Source organism: Nesterenkonia sp. CL21, assembly GCF_031705515.1.
Taxonomy (GTDB): domain Bacteria; phylum Actinomycetota; class Actinomycetes; order Actinomycetales; family Micrococcaceae; genus Nesterenkonia; species Nesterenkonia aethiopica.
In genome coordinates this window covers 319,671-337,566 of the sequence record NZ_JAUTWR010000003.1, presented here as the reverse complement: position 1 = coordinate 337,566, position 17,896 = coordinate 319,671, and the positions used below count along the sequence as shown (strand labels likewise).

Annotated in this window: 15 protein-coding genes; 9 read left to right on the top strand and 6 right to left on the bottom strand. The window is 71.7% G+C overall.

The features are described 5' to 3' along the window. The first annotated feature begins 122 nt into the window (after positions 1-122). The 8 genes from Q7C18_RS08160 to Q7C18_RS08125 all read left to right on the top strand — a co-directional run bounded on the left by Q7C18_RS08160 (position 123) and on the right by Q7C18_RS08125 (position 8,477). Entirely contained in the window at positions 123-992 is an 870-nt protein-coding gene (locus tag Q7C18_RS08160; RefSeq protein WP_237090118.1) for a hypothetical protein, read from the top strand. Beyond that, on the top strand, positions 989-1,804 hold the full coding sequence (locus tag Q7C18_RS08155) for an HAD-IIA family hydrolase (RefSeq protein WP_311024924.1): 816 nt from the start codon (positions 989-991) through the stop codon (positions 1,802-1,804). Before Q7C18_RS08160 ends, Q7C18_RS08155 begins: the two co-directional genes overlap by 4 nt. Next, positions 1,801-1,950, top strand: a complete 150-nt coding sequence (locus Q7C18_RS08150) for a hypothetical protein (RefSeq protein ID WP_170922677.1) — start codon at positions 1,801-1,803, stop codon at positions 1,948-1,950. The genes Q7C18_RS08155 and Q7C18_RS08150 overlap by 4 nt, the downstream gene beginning before the upstream one ends. 23 nt (positions 1,951-1,973) lie before the next feature. Next, positions 1,974-2,777 (top strand): TlyA family RNA methyltransferase, encoded by an 804-nt coding sequence (locus Q7C18_RS08145; protein WP_311024923.1) that lies wholly within the window; start codon positions 1,974-1,976, stop codon positions 2,775-2,777. 67 nt (positions 2,778-2,844) lie between these two features. After that, positions 2,845-3,870, top strand: coding sequence for an NAD kinase (locus tag Q7C18_RS08140; protein WP_083277345.1), 1,026 nt, complete (start codon positions 2,845-2,847; stop codon positions 3,868-3,870). Next, on the top strand, positions 3,867-5,633 hold the full coding sequence (gene recN, locus Q7C18_RS08135) for a DNA repair protein RecN (RefSeq protein WP_311024922.1): 1,767 nt from the start codon (positions 3,867-3,869) through the stop codon (positions 5,631-5,633). The genes Q7C18_RS08140 and recN overlap by 4 nt, the downstream gene beginning before the upstream one ends. Before the next feature lie 92 nt (positions 5,634-5,725). Continuing rightward, positions 5,726-7,420 (top strand): CTP synthase, encoded by a 1,695-nt coding sequence (locus Q7C18_RS08130; protein ID WP_311024943.1) that lies wholly within the window; start codon positions 5,726-5,728, stop codon positions 7,418-7,420. 19 nt (positions 7,421-7,439) lie between these two features. Next, positions 7,440-8,477 (top strand): site-specific tyrosine recombinase XerD, encoded by a 1,038-nt coding sequence (locus Q7C18_RS08125; protein ID WP_311024921.1) that lies wholly within the window; start codon positions 7,440-7,442, stop codon positions 8,475-8,477. Between the two features lie 16 nt (positions 8,478-8,493). On the opposite strand, the gene hutI is transcribed toward Q7C18_RS08125, so the two are convergent. The 6 genes from hutI to Q7C18_RS08095 all read right to left on the bottom strand — a co-directional run bounded on the left by hutI (position 8,494) and on the right by Q7C18_RS08095 (position 16,136). Beyond that, positions 8,494-9,687 carry an imidazolonepropionase gene (gene hutI, locus Q7C18_RS08120; protein ID WP_311024920.1) on the bottom strand — a complete coding sequence of 398 codons (1,194 nt, stop codon included), beginning with the start codon at positions 9,685-9,687 and terminating at the stop codon, positions 8,494-8,496. Beyond that, complete coding sequence (locus tag Q7C18_RS08115; protein WP_311024919.1) at positions 9,684-10,943, bottom strand: formimidoylglutamate deiminase; 1,260 nt, start codon at positions 10,941-10,943, stop codon at positions 9,684-9,686. The genes hutI and Q7C18_RS08115 overlap by 4 nt, the downstream gene beginning before the upstream one ends. Then, on the bottom strand, positions 10,940-12,226 hold the full coding sequence (locus Q7C18_RS08110) for an allantoate amidohydrolase (protein ID WP_311024918.1): 1,287 nt from the start codon (positions 12,224-12,226) through the stop codon (positions 10,940-10,942). Before Q7C18_RS08110 ends, Q7C18_RS08115 begins: the two co-directional genes overlap by 4 nt. Next, positions 12,223-13,575 carry a YjiH family protein gene (locus Q7C18_RS08105; RefSeq protein ID WP_311024917.1) on the bottom strand — a complete coding sequence of 451 codons (1,353 nt, stop codon included), beginning with the start codon at positions 13,573-13,575 and terminating at the stop codon, positions 12,223-12,225. The genes Q7C18_RS08110 and Q7C18_RS08105 overlap by 4 nt, the downstream gene beginning before the upstream one ends. Positions 13,576-13,592: 17 nt before the next feature. After that, positions 13,593-15,353 carry a urocanate hydratase gene (gene hutU / locus Q7C18_RS08100; protein WP_396954348.1) on the bottom strand — a complete coding sequence of 587 codons (1,761 nt, stop codon included), beginning with the start codon at positions 15,351-15,353 and terminating at the stop codon, positions 13,593-13,595. Positions 15,354-15,440: 87 nt separating this feature from the next. Then, positions 15,441-16,136: an IclR family transcriptional regulator gene (locus Q7C18_RS08095; RefSeq protein ID WP_070160800.1), complete on the bottom strand. Its 696-nt coding sequence runs from the start codon at positions 16,134-16,136 to the stop codon at positions 15,441-15,443. A gap of 111 nt (positions 16,137-16,247) precedes the next feature. On the opposite strand from Q7C18_RS08095, the gene hutH reads away from it, so the two are divergent. Beyond that, positions 16,248-17,855 (top strand): histidine ammonia-lyase, encoded by a 1,608-nt coding sequence (gene hutH, locus Q7C18_RS08090; RefSeq protein WP_311024915.1) that lies wholly within the window; start codon positions 16,248-16,250, stop codon positions 17,853-17,855. The last annotated feature ends 41 nt before the right edge of the window (positions 17,856-17,896 follow it).

Below are 17,896 nucleotides of genomic sequence, written 5' to 3'. Positions count from 1 at the left end.
AGGACGAGAGCCGGGTTGAAGGATCACCGTTGATTCTTCGACCCGGCTCTTGTTGCGTCTGCCCTCAGCGCTGACAGGCGCTCACTCCCGTCATCCTTCGGCACGGAAGGTATCCTGGATCAGTGAACTCTCGATATGACGACCGTCGCGGCCCGCGTCGCAGCCGCCCTGACCGTCCCGAGGAGCGTAGCGCCGGTGCCTCCCGTTCCAGGGGAGACCTGCGCCGCTCCAACCGTGAGGACCGTCCGCGGTCACCGGAGATCGATGAGGACGTCACCGGCAAGGAGCTGGACCGGGAGGCGGCCTCCCAGCTGGGCACGCTCAATGACACCAACCGCACCTGGGTGGCCAAGCATCTCGTGATGGCCGGACGCCTCATCGACGTGGACCCAGCATTGGCCCAGGAGCACGCGTTGGCGGCGTCGCGGCGCGGCGGCCGACTCGCCGTCGTGCGCGAGGCTGTGGCGCTGACCGCCTACGCGGCGGGCGACTTCTCCGAGGCGCTGCGTGAGTTGCGCACCTACCGGCGGATCAGCGGCGACCAGACCCACCTCCCGGTCCAAGCGGACTGCGAACGCGGGCTCGGTCGACCGCAGAAGGCTGTGGAGCTGGGGGAGAGCCCCGAGGCCCAGCGACTCACCGGTGCGGTCCGCGCGGAGCTGGCCATCGTCGTCGCCGGGGCCCACACAGATCTGGGCGACCACGCCTCAGCCGTGACCGCGCTTGAAGTCCCTGAGCTGCAGCGCGATCGCGCGTTCAGCTTCTCACCCCGTCTCTTCACCGTCTACGCCGATGCCCTGGAGGCCGTCGGCCGCGGCGAGGAGGCGGAGCAGTGGCGCCGCCAGGCCTTCGTCGCGGAGAGGGCCCTCGGCGCAGGCGCCTTCGAGTCTCCGGAGATCATGGACTTCGACGACGAACCTGCAGAGCTGCCCAAGGTCAAGGACGTGATGGGCGGTGCCCCCAGGCCTCGAGCGGGTGAGGACCAGGGATGACGCGCGCCGTGATCGACCACCATGATGGCGTCCTCTTCGACCTCGACGGCGTCCTCTATGCGGGTCCCGGAGCCGTGGACGGAGCGGTCGAGGCTCTGGCCGAGCTGCGGCGTCGGGAGATCCCGTGCGCGTTCGTCACCAACAACGCCTCCCGTTCGGCAGAGGAGGTCGCCGGCCATCTCACTGATCTCGGCATGCCCGCCTCCCCCCACGAGGTCTTCGGTTCGGCTCCTGCCGGAGTGAGCCTGATGGCACGGGAGATCCCGCGGGGCGCCCGGGTGCTGGTGACCGGGAGTCGGTATCTGCGTCAGCTGGTCGAGGACGGAGGGTTCCAGGTCGTGGACTCCGCCGCCGACCGGCCTGCCGCCGTCATCCAGGGCTTCGACCCCCAGCTGCGCTGGATCGACCTGGCAGAGGCCGCCTATGCGGTCAACGACGGCGCCCGCTGGTTCGCCACCAACTGCGACCTGACCATTCCGCGGGAGCACGGCATCGCACCGGGGAACGGTGCGCTGATCGAAGCAGTCGGCCGTGCCACCGGGACCATCCCGACCGCCGCGGGCAAGCCGGAGCCCGTGATGTTCGTGCAGGCCGCCCAGGCTCTCGGTCTGCAGGCCCCTCTGGTCATCGGCGATCGGCTGGACACCGACATCCTCGGCGGCAACCGGGCGAGGTTCACCACCGCCCTGGTGCTGACCGGCATCGATACCCGGGAATCGGTCGGGGCGGCCGAAGCCGCCAGCCGTCCGGACCACATCCTCGAGACCCTCGCCGACCTCTTCGCCGAAGACCTCGCAGGAGCCACCGCATGACCGAGCAGCACCCGGAGCCGGCAAGCCCCCACCAGGGGGAGTCGGTGACCGACATGGAGATCGACGAGCTCGACGCCCACATCACCGAGGCCGAGCACCTGCACCGGCAGCTGTCGGAGCGCCTCGAGGCCACGGGGCGGCACTGAGCTTCGATGGACGGTGACGCCCCATGAGCTCCGAGCGACTGGACCGAGCTCTCGTCTCCCGCGGCCTGGCGACGAGCCGCAGCCGGGCCGGGCAGCTCATCCGTGCCGGTTCCGTGCGCGTGGACGGGCGCGCAGTGTCCAAGGCGGCGACGACGGTGCGCACCTCCCAGCGAGTGGAGGTCACCGAGGACGACCCCTGGGTGAGCCGGGCGGCTCATAAGCTGCTCGGGGCTCTCACCGCCTGTCCGGAGATCGCTGCGCAGGGGCGTCGATGCCTGGACGCCGGAGCCTCCACCGGCGGATTCACCCAGGTGCTGCTGGCGCAGGGAGCCCGGCGGGTGGTCGCCGTCGATGTCGGCCATGACCAGCTGGCGCCCGCACTGCGGGAGGATCCCCGTGTGGAGAACCATGAGGGTCTGAATCTGCGTGGCCTGAGCCCTGGGCAGCTCGGCGAACCCTTCGACCTCATCGTCTCGGACCTGTCCTTCATCTCCCTGCGACTGGTCATGGCCCCACTGGCCGGACAGGCTCGTGCCGGGGCCGATCTGCTGCTGATGGTCAAGCCCCAGTTCGAAGTGGGCCGCGAGAGAATCGCCCGCACCGGCGTGGTCACCAGCCCGGAGCTGCGCCGGGAGGCGGTGACCGCCATCGTCGGCTCGGCCGAGGAGCACGGACTGCACCTGCTCTCCGCCCACCGGTCCCAGCTGCCCGGACAGGACGGCAACCTCGAGTTCTTCCTGCACCTGAGACGCTCCGAGACGTCGACCGGGGCCAGCAGCGGCCCGGCGAGTGCCGCTAGGCTGGACCAGGTCGACTACCGCGACTGACCGGCACCGGCCTGGGACCGGGTGGCACGGACCAGCACCACGGCGAACGAACTCTGGAGGAGGCCCTATGACGGAGGCGCACGGAAGCCGGGAGATCCTCGTGCTCGCCCACACCGGTCGCCACGACGCCGTCGACGCCGCCGCCGCGGTGGCGGAGCGTCTCCATCAGGCAGGACTCACCCCCGTCATGCTCGAGCGGGACATCGCCTCGCTGGGACACCTCGTCGGAGACCGGCTGCGGGACGTCCCGATCGCCGTCGCCGACACCGATGTGCCGCTGTCGCGCTGCGAGGTCGGCATGGTCCTGGGCGGCGACGGCTCTATCCTGAGGGCCGCCGAGCTCGTCCGCGGCGCGGACCTGCCGCTGATGGGAATCAACCTGGGTCATGTCGGGTTCCTCGCCGAATCCGAGCGCACCGAGCTCGACGCCTCCGTCCAGTGGGTGGTCGAGCAGGACTACACCGTCGAGCGTCGCATGGCGATCGATGTGCAGGTCTGGCAGTCCGGCGACCATATCGGCAGCACCTGGGCGCTGAACGAGGCCAGCGTGGAGAAGCACGCGCGGGAACGCATGGTGGACCTGGTCGTAGAAGTCGACGGCCGCCCCATCTCCGCCTTCGGATGCGATGGCGTCGTGATGGCCACCCCGACCGGCTCCACCGCCTACGCCTTCTCCGCGGGCGGCCCCGTGGTCTGGCCCGAGGTGGAGGCCCTGGTGATGGTCCCGATCTCCGCCCATGCCCTGTTCGCCCGGCCGCTCGTCGTCGCACCGGACTCCGTGCTGGCCGTCGAGGTCCTGCAGCGCGAGGAGGAGCAGGGGGTGCTCTGGTGCGACGGACGCCGCGCCACCGAGCTGCCGGCCGGCTCCCGTGTCGAGGTGACCCGATCCGCCGAGCCCGTCCTGCTCGCCCGGGTCAAGCAGACACCGTTCTCCGAGCGGCTCGTGGACAAGTTCAACCTGCCCACCTCCGGCTGGAGGGGACCCGTGGATGCGGCGAACACCGTCCAGGGCCCGGACCACCCCACCGATCACCCCATGGGGGGAGAGATGACCACAGGAGCCCGACACCTCGAGGAGGGACCCACCTCGTGATCGACCACGTCACCATCACCGACCTCGGCGTCATCGAACGCGCCGAACTCGAGCTCCACCCCGGCCTGAACGTGGTGACGGGCGAGACCGGCGCCGGCAAGACGATGGTCGTCACGGCCCTGGGGCTGCTCCTGGGCGCCCGGGCGGAGGCCGCTGCTGTGCGCAGCGGCGCGCCGCGCGCCGCCGTCGACGCCGAGCTGCAGGTGCAGGCGGACCATCGGGCCGTGGAGCTTGCGCGTGAGGCCGGCGCGTGGTTCGACGACGAGGAGGCCGCCGAGGCGCCGACGACGCCGGACGCCACGCCGAGGTCCACGCTTCTGCTGGGGCGCGCGGTCAGCGCCAAGGGCCGGAGCCGGGCCAGCGTCTCCGGGCGCAGCGTGCCGGTCTCCCTGCTCGGCGAGATCGGCTCATCTCTGGTCACCGTCCACGGGCAGACCGACCAGCTCCGCCTGAAGTCCGCCGCCGCCCAGCGCCGGGCGCTGGACAGCTACGCCGGCGAGGAGTTCGCCGCACTGGCCCGCGACTACCGGGCCCGCTACGAGGCCTACCAGGCCCGCCGGGCAGAGCTGGAGGAGATCACCACCCACGAGCGGGAACGTCGGCTGGAGGCCGAGCAGCTGCAGCAGGCGCTCGAACAGATCGATGAGGTGGACCCTCAGCCGGGGGAGGACGACCGGCTCAAGGCCGAGTCCCTGAAGCTGGAGAACGTCGAGGGGCTGCGTGAGGCGGCCCGGTCCGCGCAGCAGGCGCTCGCCGGCCCGGACGCGGCGGAGGCCGTCGGAGACGCCCCGCACGCCGTCGAGCTGGTCGAAGCGGCCTCGACCGCGCTGGGCCCCGTGCAGGACCAGGATGAGGAACTGGCCGCGATCGCTGAGCAGATCAGCTCGGTCTCGGGACTGCTCAACGACGCCGCCTCCCAGCTGGGCATCTATGCCGCCGGACTCGACGAATCGGGCCCCGAGCGCCTGGCGGAGGTGCACCAGCGACGAGCCGACCTCGACCGCCTGGTGCGGCTGTACGGCCCCGACGTCGACGCGGTCCTGGCTTGGGCCGAGGAGTCCCGGCGACGCCTGGGGACCCTGCAGTCAGACACCGACCGCCTCGAGACGCTCTCTGCGGAGATCGAGCGTCTCGAGGAGGGACTGCGTACCGACGCCGCCGAGCTGCGACGCCGCCGCGCCGAGGCCGGGCGTCGTCTGGCCGAGGCGGTCGGAGAGGAGCTCGCCGCCCTGGCGATGCCGCATGCGCGCATGGTCGTGGAGGTCACCGAGACCGAGGAGCTGGGCCCTCATGGGGCGGACGCCGTGACCATGCTGCTGGCTCCGCACGCCGGCGCGGACCCTCTGCCGTTGGGCAAAGGCGCCTCCGGAGGTGAGCTCTCCCGCGTGATGCTCGCCCTCGAAGTGGTGCTGGCGGCCCACGATTCGGCCGGCACGTTCATCTTCGACGAGGTCGACGCCGGGGTCGGCGGCAAGGCCGCGGTGCAGATCGGACGTCGCCTCGCGATGCTGGCCCGCCATGTGCAGGTCATCGTCGTCACCCATCTGCCGCAGGTCGCCGCCTTCGCCCAGCATCATGTGCGGGTCTTCAAGTCCTCGGTGGAGGACGGTTCCGGGAGCGGCGGGTTCACCGCCACCGACGTCCGGACCCTCGACGAGCAGGAGCGGGTCAGCGAGCTGGCCCGCATGCTCGCGGGCCAGGAGGACTCCGACTCCGCCCGTGCCCACGCCCGCGAGCTGCTCGAGGCGGCCTCCGGAGTCTGAGGTCTCCGCTCGCGCACCCGGAGCTGGGAGGAGGCGAGTGGCCGACGTCGCACCTGCCGGTGCCGCGGCGGGGTACTGCCGGTGGACCGGTGCTGATAGTCTTGAACTCCGTGGTGCATCGAAACAGTTCTCGGAACCAGTCCAGTCCCCAGACCCCCCGTCAGATCTTCGTGACCGGTGGCGTCGTCTCCTCTCTCGGCAAGGGGCTCACCGCCTCCTCCCTGGGGCATCTGCTCCGGGCCCGCGGCCTCTCGGTCGTCATGCAGAAGCTCGATCCGTACCTGAATGTGGATCCGGGCACGATGAACCCCTTCCAGCACGGTGAGGTCTTCGTCACCGAAGACGGCGCCGAGACGGATCTGGACATCGGCCACTACGAGCGCTTCCTGGATGAGAACCTCGACGGCCTGAACAACGTCACCACCGGGCAGATCTACTCCTCGGTGATCGAGCGTGAGCGTCGCGGCGACTACCTCGGCGACACCGTCCAGGTGATCCCGCACATCACCGATGAGATCAAGCGCCGCATGCGTCTGCCGGCCGAGGCCGACGGCGAGCGGGACGCCCCGGATGTCATCATCACTGAGATCGGCGGAACAGTCGGTGACATCGAGTCCCAGCCGTTCCTGGAGGCGGCCCGTCAGGTGCGGCAGGACGTCGGGCGGGAGAACGTCTTCTTCCTCCACGTCTCCCTGGTTCCCTACATCGGTCCGAGCCAGGAGCTGAAGACCAAGCCGACCCAGCATTCGGTGGCGGCGCTGCGCAGCCTCGGCATCCAGCCCGACGGCATCGTGCTGCGCTCGGCCGGGGAGCTTCCCCAGGACGTGCGGGGCAAGATCTCCCGGATGTGCGACGTCGACGAGGACGCCGTCATCAACTGTCCCGACGCGCCCAGCATCTACGACATCCCCCGGATCCTCCACAAGCAGGCCATCGACGCCTACGTGGTGCAGAAGCTGGACCTGAAGTTCAAGGATGTCGACTGGTCCAAGTGGAACCGCCTGCTGGACGTCGTCCACCATCCCGACCACGAGGTCGAGGTCGCGCTGGTCGGCAAGTACATCGATCTGCCGGACGCCTACCTCTCAGTCACCGAGGCGCTGCGCGCCGGAGGCTTCGCCCACCGGGCCAAGACCAAGATCCGCTGGGTGGCCTCGGACCTGTGTGCCTCCGAGGAGGGCGCGGCCAAGGCGCTGGAGGGCGTGGACGCGATCTGCGTGCCCGGCGGGTTCGGGGTCCGCGGCCTCGACGGCAAGATCGGGGCCTTCCGGCACGCCCGGGAGCACGGCATCCCCGCCCTGGGGCTGTGCCTGGGCCTGCAGACCATGGTCATGGAGTACGCGCGCAACGTGGTGGGCATGACGGAGGCGAACTCCACCGAGTTCGACCCGGACACCGCCTACCCGGTGATCGCGACCATGGCCGAGCAGAAGGACATCGTCTCCGGCGACGGCGACTTGGGCGGCACCATGCGGCTGGGCGCCTACGACGCCGTCCTCGCCGAGGACAGCGTGGTGGCCGAGACCTACGGCGCCACGGCGATCTCCGAGCGTCACCGCCACCGCTACGAGGTGAACAACACCTACCGTGAGCAGCTGGCCGAGGCGGGACTGGTGTTCTCCGGCACCTCCCCGGACGGCCGTCTGGTCGAGTTCGTGGAACTGCCCCGGGACCAGCACCCCTACTACGTCTCCACGCAGGCGCATCCGGAGCTGAAGTCCCGTCCCACCGACGCCCACCCGCTGTTCGCCGGTCTGATCAAGGCCGGCCTGGACCGTCGCGCCTGATCCGGCGCCCGCCGCCACGGTGGAGGACCAGGAGCTCCGGCGCCGCCATCGCCGCCTGCGCGAGGCGGTGCCGGAGAGCCCGGTGGGGCGAGAGATCCAGGACTACCTGACCCACCTGCGCATCGAGCGCGGCTCGGCGGCGAACACCCTGGCTTCCTACCGCCGGGACCTGCTGCGATACGGAGCTCACCTGCTGGAGCAGGGGATCACCGCGCCCCACCAGGTGGGGGAGGACACCGTCGCCTCCTACCTGCGTGGGCTCAGCACCGGCGACGACGGCGGCGCGCCGCTGGCGGCGAGCTCCATGGCCCGGGCGCTGGCCTCGGTGCGGGGTCTGCACAGGTGGTGGGCCGCGGAGGGGCGCACCGCCGGGGACCCGGCGGCGCAGGTTGCCGCCCCGAAGCCGCGGCAGTCTTTGCCCAAGGCACTGACCATCGACCAGGTGCGCCGTCTGCTGGAGGCTCCGGACACGAGCACGCCGCTCGGACTGCGGGACAGGGCCCTGCTGGAGTTCCTCTACGCCACCGGCACCCGCATCACCGAAGCCGTCAGCCTCGACGTGGACGACCTGGTGGAGCTCCGGGACTCTGCTCACCAGGACTCTGAGCACCGGTCCCAGGACGGGCTCGTCGTGGTCCGGGTCACCGGCAAGGGCGACAAGCAGCGGATCGTGCCGGTCGGCAGCTTCGCCCAGCGGGCGCTGGCCGACTATCTGACCGCGGGACGCCCCGCGCTGGCCGAGGCGGTGAGCCGATCCGCCACGCGCCGGCCCGGCACACCGGGCCTGTTCCTCAACCAGCGGGGCGGCCGGCTCTCCCGCCAGTCCGCCTGGACCGTGCTGCAGCAGCACGCCCGGGCGGCGGGCCTGGAGACCGACGTCTCACCCCACACGTTGCGGCACTCCTGCGCGACCCACATGCTGGAGGGCGGGGCCGGCATCCGCCTGGTCCAGGAGATGCTGGGCCACGCCTCGGTGACCACCACGCAGATCTACACCAAGGTCACCGCGGAGGCGCTGCAGGAGAGCTACGTCTCCGCCCACCCTCGGGCCCTGTGAGCGCCTGCCGGGCGGCTCAGACCTCGCGGCGGCCGTCCTTGAACACCGCATGGGTCAGCGGCATCCCCGGCCGGTAGGCCAGATGGATCGCCGCCGGCGCGTCCAGCACGTGCAGGTCGGCCCGCTTGCCGACCTCCACGGACCCGACCTCGTCCTCGACCCGCAGGGCACGTGCCCCGCCCATGGTCGCCGCTCGGAGCGCCTCCTTCAGGGTGAGCTCCATCTGCAGCACGGCGGTGGCGACGCAGAAGCCCATCGCCGTGGTGTAGCTGGTGCCCGGGTTGCAGTTCGAGGCGAGAGCGACTTCTGCGCCGGCATCGAGGAGCCGGCGCCCCGGCGCCAGAGGCTGCCGGGTGGAGAGGTCACAGGCCGGCAGGCAGGTCGCCACCGTCTCGGAGTCGGCCAGAGCCGCCACGTCGGCGTCGTCGAGGTGGTTGACGTGGTCCACGCTGGCGGCACCCATCTCCACGGCCAGCTTCACCCCGGGGCCCGGGCCGAGCTGGTTCCCGTGCACGCGCAGTCCCAGACCGGCGTCGCGGCAGGCCTGCAGCACGCGCCGCGAGGCGTCGACGTCGAAGGCTCCACGCTCGCAGAACACGTCGGCCCACTGCACATGCTCGGCCACCGCCTCCAGCATGGGTCCGCACACCAGGTCCAGGTACTCGTCCGCATCCGCCCCCGGCGGGACCAAGTGCGCGCCCAGGAAGGTCACGACGTCGGCGGCCTGCTCGGCCAGCCGGGCGTGCCGCTGCTCCTCCTCGACGCTCAGGCCGTAGCCGGTCTTGGTCTCCAGGAAGGTGGTGCCTCCGCGGCGGGCGTCGCCCACGCGCGCGGCCAGCAGGGACGCCAGGGTGGCGTCGTCGGTCTCGCGAGTCGCGGACATGGTGACCCCGATGCCTCCGGCGGAGTACTGTTGGCCGGCCATACGGGCCTCGAACTCCGCGCCCCGGTCGCCGGCGAAGACCAGATGCGTGTGCGAGTCGACCCAGCCGGGCAGCACCGCCCGGCCCTCCGCATCGTAGGAGGTGTCGGCGGCGGGCGCCTGGGCGGAGGGCCCGATCCAGGCGATCCGGCCGTCGTCGATCACGACGGCGGCGTCGTGGAGGACCCGGTGCTCCGCGTCGACTGTGGTGAGCTCACCGATTCCGGTGATCACCGTGCTGGCAGGTGAGGCGCTGGCAGGGGAGGCGCTGGCAGGGGTGCTCGTCATCGGAAGCTCCTCAGCTCGGGGTGGTCGGCGAACAGGGCCCGGTAGAGATCTGCCGGGTCGCCGAGCTTCATGTGGTGGCCTTCGCGGGCGATCTCGGTGCCGGCGACGCGGACCGAGAGCACATCGGCGGCTGTGGCGGTCAGCGGGCTCTGGGCCGGGTCACCGCCGGCGGTGCGGACGGAGGCGGCGTCGAGGAGCACGGCGTCCTCGGTCTCGGCGACGCTCAGCAGCCCCAGGCTGCGGCGCCCGGCGCCGGTGGCCGCCTCCACCAGCTGGCTTGGGCTGAACCGTCCCCGCTGGCCGCTGCGCAGCCGTTCACCATGCTCCAGCGCCCGCATCTCCAGCAGGGGGTCCACCACGGCGTGCTGGTCCGAGCCCAGGGCGATGACCGCCCCGGCATCGGCGAGCTCGTGGGCCGGGCCGATCCCGTCGCCCAGGTCGGCTTCGGTGGTCGGACACATCACCACCGTGGCGGCGGCGTCGCCCAGCAGTGCGATGTCCTCGTCGCTGAGATGCGTCGCGTGGACGGCGGACAGGCGGGGGCCGAGCAGGCCGTGCTCCTGCAGCAGCCGGGTGGGGCTCATCCCGTGCTCGGCCTCCACGGCGGCGTTCTCGGCCGGCTGCTCGGAGAGGTGGATGTGCAGCGGCACCTCAGGGTGCTCGGAGGCCCACTCGGAGAGCTCGGCGAGCTGGTCGGCGTCGACGGCGCGCAGGGAGTGGATGGCGGCTCCGAGAGTGATGAGTCCGGAGCCGCAGTCCTCTTGGACCAGCGCGTCGTGCAGCCGCTCCCAGCGGGCCGCCCAGCCCGCCACGCCGTCGTCGGCGTACCGCTGCTGCACGGGGCTCAGCGCCAGCGGCTCCCCGGCCGGGGAGAGGCCGCCGCGCAGGTAGCAGGTGTCCAACAGGACCAGCCGGATCCCGGCCCGCCGGGCGGCACGGGCCAGGGCCCGCTCCATGGCGTGCTCGCCCTCGGCGTCCGCGCCGCCATAGGGGGTCCCGTCCGGCCGGTGGTGCAGGTAGTGGAACTCGCCGACGGCGGTCCAGCCCGAGGCGGCCATCTCGGCGTAGACGGCGGTGGCCAGCTGCTCCATGGTCTGCGGGGTCAGCGCCTCGGCGGAGCGGTACATCTCCTCCCGCCACCGCCAGAAGTCGCCGGGCGCGCCGTGCGGACCCGCGTGGGTGCGCCCGCGCAGCAGCCGGTGGAACGCGTGGGAATGGGCGTTGACCAGCCCGGGCAGGTTGTGGGTGGCGCTCACAGCAGATCCTCCAGGGCGTCGGCCAGGGCGTGGACTCCCAGCACGGCGTCGTCGTCCTCCACATGCTCCTCCGGGGCGTGGCTGACGCCGCTGGGGTTGCGCACGTAGATCATGCCGGTGGGCACCTTCGCGGCGAGCACGCCGGCGTCATGGCCCGCGCCGGTGGGCAGCAGAGGAGCGGCGGGCGCGGTGCGGCGCACCGCCTCGGTGAGGGAGGCCGCGAGCTGCGGGTCGAAGTGCACGGTGCCGGAGAGCGACTCCTCGGTCAGCTCGGCCGTGCAGCCCTCGCTGAGGGCCGCCTGCTGGGCGTGGCGCCAGATGTCCTCCACCAGGGCGGCGGTGACCTCGTCCTCCGGGTGGCGGACGTCCAGCCAGAGGTCCACGCGGGATGCGATGACGTTGGTGCCGCCCGGAACAGGCTCGACCCGCCCCACCGTCGCCCGCGCCTCGGGCTGCACCCGGGCCAGGCGTCGTACGTCGATCACGGTCTCCGCGGCGGCGACCATCGGGTCGCAGCGATCGGACATCAGCGTGGTGCCGGCGTGGTTGCCCTGGCCGTGGAAGCTGATCCGCCAGCGTCCATGGCCCAGGATGGTGGAGCCCACGGCGATCGCCGGCGCCCCGGCGCTGAGGTGCTCATCGGTGTTGAGTCCTCGGCCCTGCTCCACATGCAGCTCGACGAACTGTCCGATCCGGGCGAGTGCGGCCGGGTCGGGGCCGATGTGGGCGGGGTCCAGGCCCTCGGCGCGGGCGGCCTCCGCGAAGGTGATGCCCGCGGCGTCGCGCAGCCCCAGGGCCCGCTCCACCGGAATGGTCCCGGCCAGCAGACGGGACCCCAGGCAGGCCACGCCGAAGCGGGAGCCTTCCTCCTCGGGGAAGACGGCCACGGCGAGCGGCCGGCGGCGGTCTAGGGCTCCGGCGGCCTCCCGGGCCTGCAGCACGTCCACGGCGGCCAGGGCGGAGGCGACCCCGAGCGGGCCGTCGTAGGCCCCGCCGCCGGGCACGGAGTCCAGGTGGGAGCCGGTGACCAGGGCACCCTGCCGGGAGGCCTCCAAGGAGGTGACGCGGCGTCCGGCGGGCAGATCCCACCACGCCCAGAGGATGCCGTTGCGGTCCTCCTCGGTGTCCAGCCCGCGGCTGTGGGCCTCCTGGAGGAACCAGCTGCGCAGGTCCTTCTCCGCGGGGGACCAGACGGGGCGGCTGTACCCGCCGCGCCGCGGGTCGGTGCCGACGTCGGCGATGGCGGCCATCAGGGAGGTGACGGCGGATGCGGTCTCAGTCATGTGACTCCTAGGATCAGTGCGGCCAGGGGAGTGGCGAAGAGCAGGGTGAGCAGGACCCGCTGCGCCCAGATGACCACGAGGTGCCAGATCTTCACGGGGATCTCGGTGGCCAGGATGGACGGCACCAGGGCGGAGAAGAAGATCACCCCGGAGACGCAGACGACGCCGATGACCAGGCGCAGCAGCTCGGACTCGTGTCCCGCCACCAGCGTGGCCGGCAGGAACATCTCCGCGATGCCCAGGGCCGAGGCGGTGGCGGCCAGCTGCGGGTCAGGCAGCTGCAGCGCCCAGGTCAGCGGGAGGAACAGATATCCCAGCCAGTCGAACAGGGGTGTGAAGGTGGCCAGCAGCAGCCCGATGAGCCCGATGGACATGATCGAGGGCAGGATCTGCATAGCCATCAGCAGACCGTCCAGGAAGCTGCGGGACATGTTCCTCACCACCGGGGGCGCGGCTTGGAGGGCCTCGCCGGAGGCGGACCAGGCGGCGCGCATCCGGTGCTGGGTGATGCGCTCCTCCGGCTGCGGCTCGACGCCGGGGAAGTGGTCGTCGGGGATGCGGCTCAACGGAGGGATCCGCACCACGATCACCGTGACTGCGTAGGTGACCACCAGGGTCAGGAAGAAGTACCACAGCCACAGGTGCATCAGGTCCAGGGTGCGGGCGACCACCACCATGAAGGTGGCCGAGACCGTGGAGAAGCCGGTGGCGATGATCGCGGCCTCGCGTCCCGTGTACTGCCCGGAGGTGTAGACCCGGTTGGTGATCAGCAGACCCAGCGAGTAGCTGCCCACGAAGGACGCGACGGCGTCGATCGCCGACCGGCCGGGGGTGCGCCACAGCGGGCGCATCACCGGCTGCATGAGCACGCCCAGGTACTCCATGAGGCCGTAGCCGACCAGCAGGGCCAGGAAGATCGCTCCTACCGGCACCAGCAGCCCCACCGGGATCACCAGCGCCTCGTAGAGGAACGGACCCAGCTCCGGGGCGAAGAGGACGTCCGGGCCGACCCCGCTGACGATCATGACACTGGTGGTCAGGCCGACGACGTTCAGCAGGGCGAAGACGGTGCGGGCCGGGGAGCGGCGCCACCGGCCGGTGACGAAGGGACGGACGGTGCCGGCCAGGATGATCGCCAGCGCGACATAGGCGGCCGCGCCGCCGAGTGCCTCACGCAGCGCGGTGACCAGGTGGTCCAGCGGGATCGTCGTCGACTCGCCGATCGTGACCGGCACGAAGAACATGACGACGCCGACCGCGCTGTAGAGGAAGAACCGCCAGCGGCCCCGCGGGCGTGAGGACGTCTGGCTCCCGTCCGCAGGGGCGCTGGAGTGGTCTCGGGGGTCCATGGTGCGGTGCTCCGGAATCAGCGGTTCTCGTGCATCGGGATGCGCACACCGCGCTCCTCGGCGACCTCGACGGCGCGGTCGTAGCCGGCGTCGACGTGGCGGATGACGCCCATGCCGGGGTCGTTGGTGAGCAGCCGCTCGAGCTTCTGCGCGGCCAGCTCGGTGCCGTCGGCCAGCGAGACCTGCCCGGCGTGGATGGAGCGGCCCATGCCGACCCCGCCGCCGTGGTGCAGCGAGACCCAGGAGGCTCCCGAGCCGGTGGCGGTCAGGGCGTTGAGCAGCGGCCAGTCGGCGATCGCGTCGGAGCCGTCGGCCATGGCCTCGGTCTCCCGGTAGGGGGAGGCCACCGATCCGGAGTCCAGGTGGTCGCGTCCGATGACGATCGGCGCGGACACCTTGCCCTCGGCGACGAGCCGGTTGAACAGCAGGCCTGCCTGGTGGCGCTCGCCGTAGCCGAGCCAGCAGATGCGGGCCGGCAGTCCTTCGAACTCGACGCGCTCGGCGGCGGCGTCCAGCCAGCGGTGGAGGTGCTCCTTCTCCGGGAACAGCTCCTTCAGCGCCTCATCGGTGACGCGGATGTCCTCCGGGTCGCCGGAGAGCGCGACCCAGCGGAACGGGCCGAGGCCCTCGCAGAACAGCGGGCGGATGTAGGCCGGCACGAAGCCGGGGAACTCGAAGGCCCGGTCGTAGCCGCCCTGACGGGCCTCGTCACGGATCGAGTTGCCGTAGTCGAAGACCTCGGCACCGGCGTCCTGGAACTCCACCATGGCCTGGACATGGGCCGCCATCGAGGCCTGGGCCTTGGCGGTGAACCCGGCTGGATCGGCCTGGGCCGCGGCCTCCCAGTCCTCCATGGTGTGCTCGACCGGCAGGTAGGACAGCGGGTCGTGGGCGCTGGTCTGGTCGGTGACGATGTCGACGGTGAACTCACCGGCACGGTGCCGCTCCAGCAGGGCGGGGAACACCTCGGCGGCGTTGCCCACATAGCCGACCGAGAGGCCCCGGCCCTCGGCCTTGGCGGCCAGCACCTTCTCCAGGGCGCGGTCCAGGTCCAGCTCCACCTCGTCGAGGTAGCGCTTGGCGGCCCGGCGGCGCAGGCGGGTCTCGTTGACGTCGACGATCAGGCACGCCCCGTCGTTGAGGGTCACCGCCAGCGGCTGGGCGCCGCCCATCCCCCCGCATCCTCCGGTGAGGGTCAGGGTGCCGGCCAGCGTGCCGCCGAAGCGCTTCGTGGCCACCGCGGCGAAGGTCTCGTACGTTCCCTGCAGGATGCCCTGGGTGCCGATGTAGATCCAGGACCCGGCCGTCATCTGGCCGTACATCATCAGGCCCTCGGCGTCGAGCTTGCGGAACTGCTCCCAGGTGGCCCAGTCGCCGACCAGGTTCGAGTTGGCGATCAGGACACGGGGCGCCCACTCGTGGGTCCGGAAGACGCCGACCGGCTTGCCCGACTGCACCAGCAGGGTCTCGTCGTCCTCGAGGTCCTTCAGCGTCGCGACGATGGCGTCGTAGGACTCCCAGTCGCGGGCGGCGCGTCCGGTGCCGCCGTAGACCACCAGGTCCTCGGGATGCTCGGCGACCTCGGGGTCGAGGTTGTTCATCAGCATCCGCAGCGGGGCCTCCGTCTGCCAGCTCTTGGCCGTCAGCTCGGTGCCGCGCGGTGCGCGGATGCTGCGGGACGGGTCGTGGCGGGTGTGGGCGGCCGGCCGGGCGGAGTCAGCGGCGGAGTCAGCGGCGGTGCCGGTGGCGTGCGTGGTGTCAGTGGTGTGAGTGGTCATCGGTGATCCTCGGTGGTCGGTGACGGCGGGTGTCAGCGGGTGTCAGCGGTCGGTGGTTCGGGTCTGGACGGCTCGGGTCTGGACGGCTCAGGAGTCGGCGGTCTCGACGGCGTGCAGGATGCTGCGGGCCTCCTCGGCCAGCAGCCGCCCGCAGGCGGTCACGGTGGTCTCATCCATCCGGTAGGAGGGGGCGACCACGGAGAGGGCCGCCACGATGCGGCCCTCCCGGTCGGCGGCGGGCACGCGGACCGGGGCCGCGATCGCCGTGACGTCGGATTCGACGACGTCGCCGGCGACGACGTAGCCGGCCTCCGGTCCGGCGTCAGGGACGTCGCCGCGCAGGGCGGCGCCGACGGCCGTACCCTCCAGCGGGACGGTCCGTCCGACCCAGGAGGTGTGGCGGATGGAGTGCGTGCCCTCCTCCATGGCCAGGTAGATCCCATGCTCGCCGCGGGTGCCCTGCAGGTGAGGCACGCTCAGGTAGCAGGACTCGCCGGTGGCCTCCACGAGCCGACGCAGCGGCGCCTCGGCCAGGGAGACCAGGGATTCCGCACTCAGCGCTTGGGCGCCGAGCTGGACGATGCGCAGTCCGGGGCGGTAGACGCCGTCGTCGTCGCGGCGGACGAAGCCGGCGCCCTCCAGGGTGCGCAGCAGGCGCAGCGCGGTGGAGGAGTTGAGCTCGGTGCGCCGAGCCGCGTCCGCCAAGGACACGTCGCCGGCGTCGCAGACGGCGGCGAGCAGGTCCAGGGCGCGGCTGACGGTGCGTGTCGACGGTTCTGCCACGATGCTCTCCTTCTCCGGCCCGGGGTGGTGGGCCTTGCCAAGACGGCGTGAGTGCGTTTCACTTATTGAAACGCGATTTTCATCAGATGGCAACACCTGGAGGTTCGGATCATGACGTCAGCGTCGACGACACAAGCAGACGGAGCGCAGCACGCGGCTGAGCAGACGGTCACCATGGGCCCGGGCCCGCTGCGGCAGGAAGAGGTGCTGGCCGTCGCCCGACACGGTGCCCCGGTGGCGCTCAGCGAGCAGGCCGAGGAGGCCATGAGGCTCTCCCGCGCGGTGATCGACACGCTGGCCGAGGATCCGCTGCCGCACTACGGAGTCTCCACCGGCTTCGGCGCGCTCGCGGTCAAGCAGATCCCGCCGGAGCGCCGCCGCCAGCTGCAGCGCTCCCTGGTGCGTTCCCACGCCGCCTCCTCGGGTGCGCCCGTGGACCGCGAGGTCGTCCGTGCGCTGATGCTCAACCGGCTGGCCACCATGACCACCGGCCGCACCGGCGTCCGCCCGGAGGTCGCTCGGCGCTATGCCGCGCTGCTCAACGCCGGGATCACTCCTGTGGTCGGCGAGTACGGCTCACTGGGCTGCTCGGGTGACCTCGCGCCGCTGTCGCACTGCGCATTGGCCGTGATGGGGGAGGGAGAGGTCTTCGACGCCGACGGCGTGCGTCGTCCGGCCGGTGAGGCGCTCGCCGCGGCCGGAATCGAGCCGATCGAGCTGCAGGAGAAGGAGGGCCTGGCGCTGATCAACGGCACCGACGGCATGCTGGGCATGCTGCTCATGGCCGCCGCCGATCTGCGGCGGCTGGTGCGTACCGCAGACATCGCCACGGCGATGACCATCGAGGCGCTGCGCGGCACCGACTCCGTCTTCGCCGAGGACCTCCACGCGCTGCGCCCACAGCCCGGGCAGGCTGACGCCGCCTCGAACCTGCGGCGCCTGCTCGCGGACTCGGACCTCATCGCCGAGACCCGAGGCGGCGAGCACCGTCACACCCGGGTCCAGGACGCCTACTCGCTGCGCTGCGCGCCCCAGGTCCACGGCGCGGTACGTTCCACGCTCGCCCACGCCGAAGCCGTGGCGGGCTATGAGCTGGCCTCCGCGATCGACAACCCGGTGGTCACGGTGGACGGCCGTGTGGAGTCCAACGGCAACTTCCACGGGGCCCCGGTGGGGTACGTCCTGGACTTCTTGGCCATCGCCGTGGCGGACTGCGCCTCGATGTCGGAGCGGCGCACCGACCGGATGCTGGACTCCTCCCGCAGTCACGGCCTCAACGCCTTCCTCGCCCATGACCCCGGTGTGGACTCGGGACACATGATCGCCCAGTACACGCAGGCCGGCATCGTCTCCGAGCTCAAGCGGCTCGCCGTGCCCGCCTCGGCGGACTCCATCCCCAGCTCGGCGATGCAGGAGGACCACGTCTCGATGGGCTGGGCGGCCGGGCTGAAGCTGCGCCGCGCCGTCGACGGGATCATCCGGGTGCTGGCGGTGGAGATCCTCACCGCGGCCCGTGGCCTCGACATGCGCGACGGCGGAGTGGACCAGGCCCGCACCGCCCCGGCGATCACCGCGGTGCGCCGGGCCGTGCGTTCCCGGGTCGCCGGCCCGGACACCGACCGGTACCTGGCCCCGGAGATCGATGAGGTGGTGGACCTGGTCCGCGACGGCGACATCCTGGCCGCCGCAGACCAGGCCCTGGGCTCCCCGCTGCGCTGATCAGGGCAGCGGGGGCAGTCCCTGCCTGGCCTGCCCGCCGG

Coding starts and splice junctions, on each gene's coding strand:
- Q7C18_RS08155 (WP_311024924.1), top strand. CDS start 989: ATGACGCGCGCCGTGATCGACCACCATGATGGCGTCCTCTTCGACCTC.
- Q7C18_RS08150 (WP_170922677.1), top strand. CDS start 1,801: ATGACCGAGCAGCACCCGGAGCCGGCAAGCCCCCACCAGGGGGAGTCG.
- Q7C18_RS08145 (WP_311024923.1), top strand. CDS start 1,974: ATGAGCTCCGAGCGACTGGACCGAGCTCTCGTCTCCCGCGGCCTGGCG.
- Q7C18_RS08140 (WP_083277345.1), top strand. CDS start 2,845: ATGACGGAGGCGCACGGAAGCCGGGAGATCCTCGTGCTCGCCCACACC.
- hutI (WP_311024920.1), bottom strand. CDS start 9,687: ATGACGAGCACCCCTGCCAGCGCCTCCCCTGCCAGCGCCTCACCTGCC.
- Q7C18_RS08110 (WP_311024918.1), bottom strand. CDS start 12,226: ATGACTGAGACCGCATCCGCCGTCACCTCCCTGATGGCCGCCATCGCC.
- Q7C18_RS08105 (WP_311024917.1), bottom strand. CDS start 13,575: ATGGACCCCCGAGACCACTCCAGCGCCCCTGCGGACGGGAGCCAGACG.
- hutU (WP_396954348.1), bottom strand. CDS start 15,353: ATGACCACTCACACCACTGACACCACGCACGCCACCGGCACCGCCGCT.
- hutH (WP_311024915.1), top strand. CDS start 16,248: ATGACGTCAGCGTCGACGACACAAGCAGACGGAGCGCAGCACGCGGCT.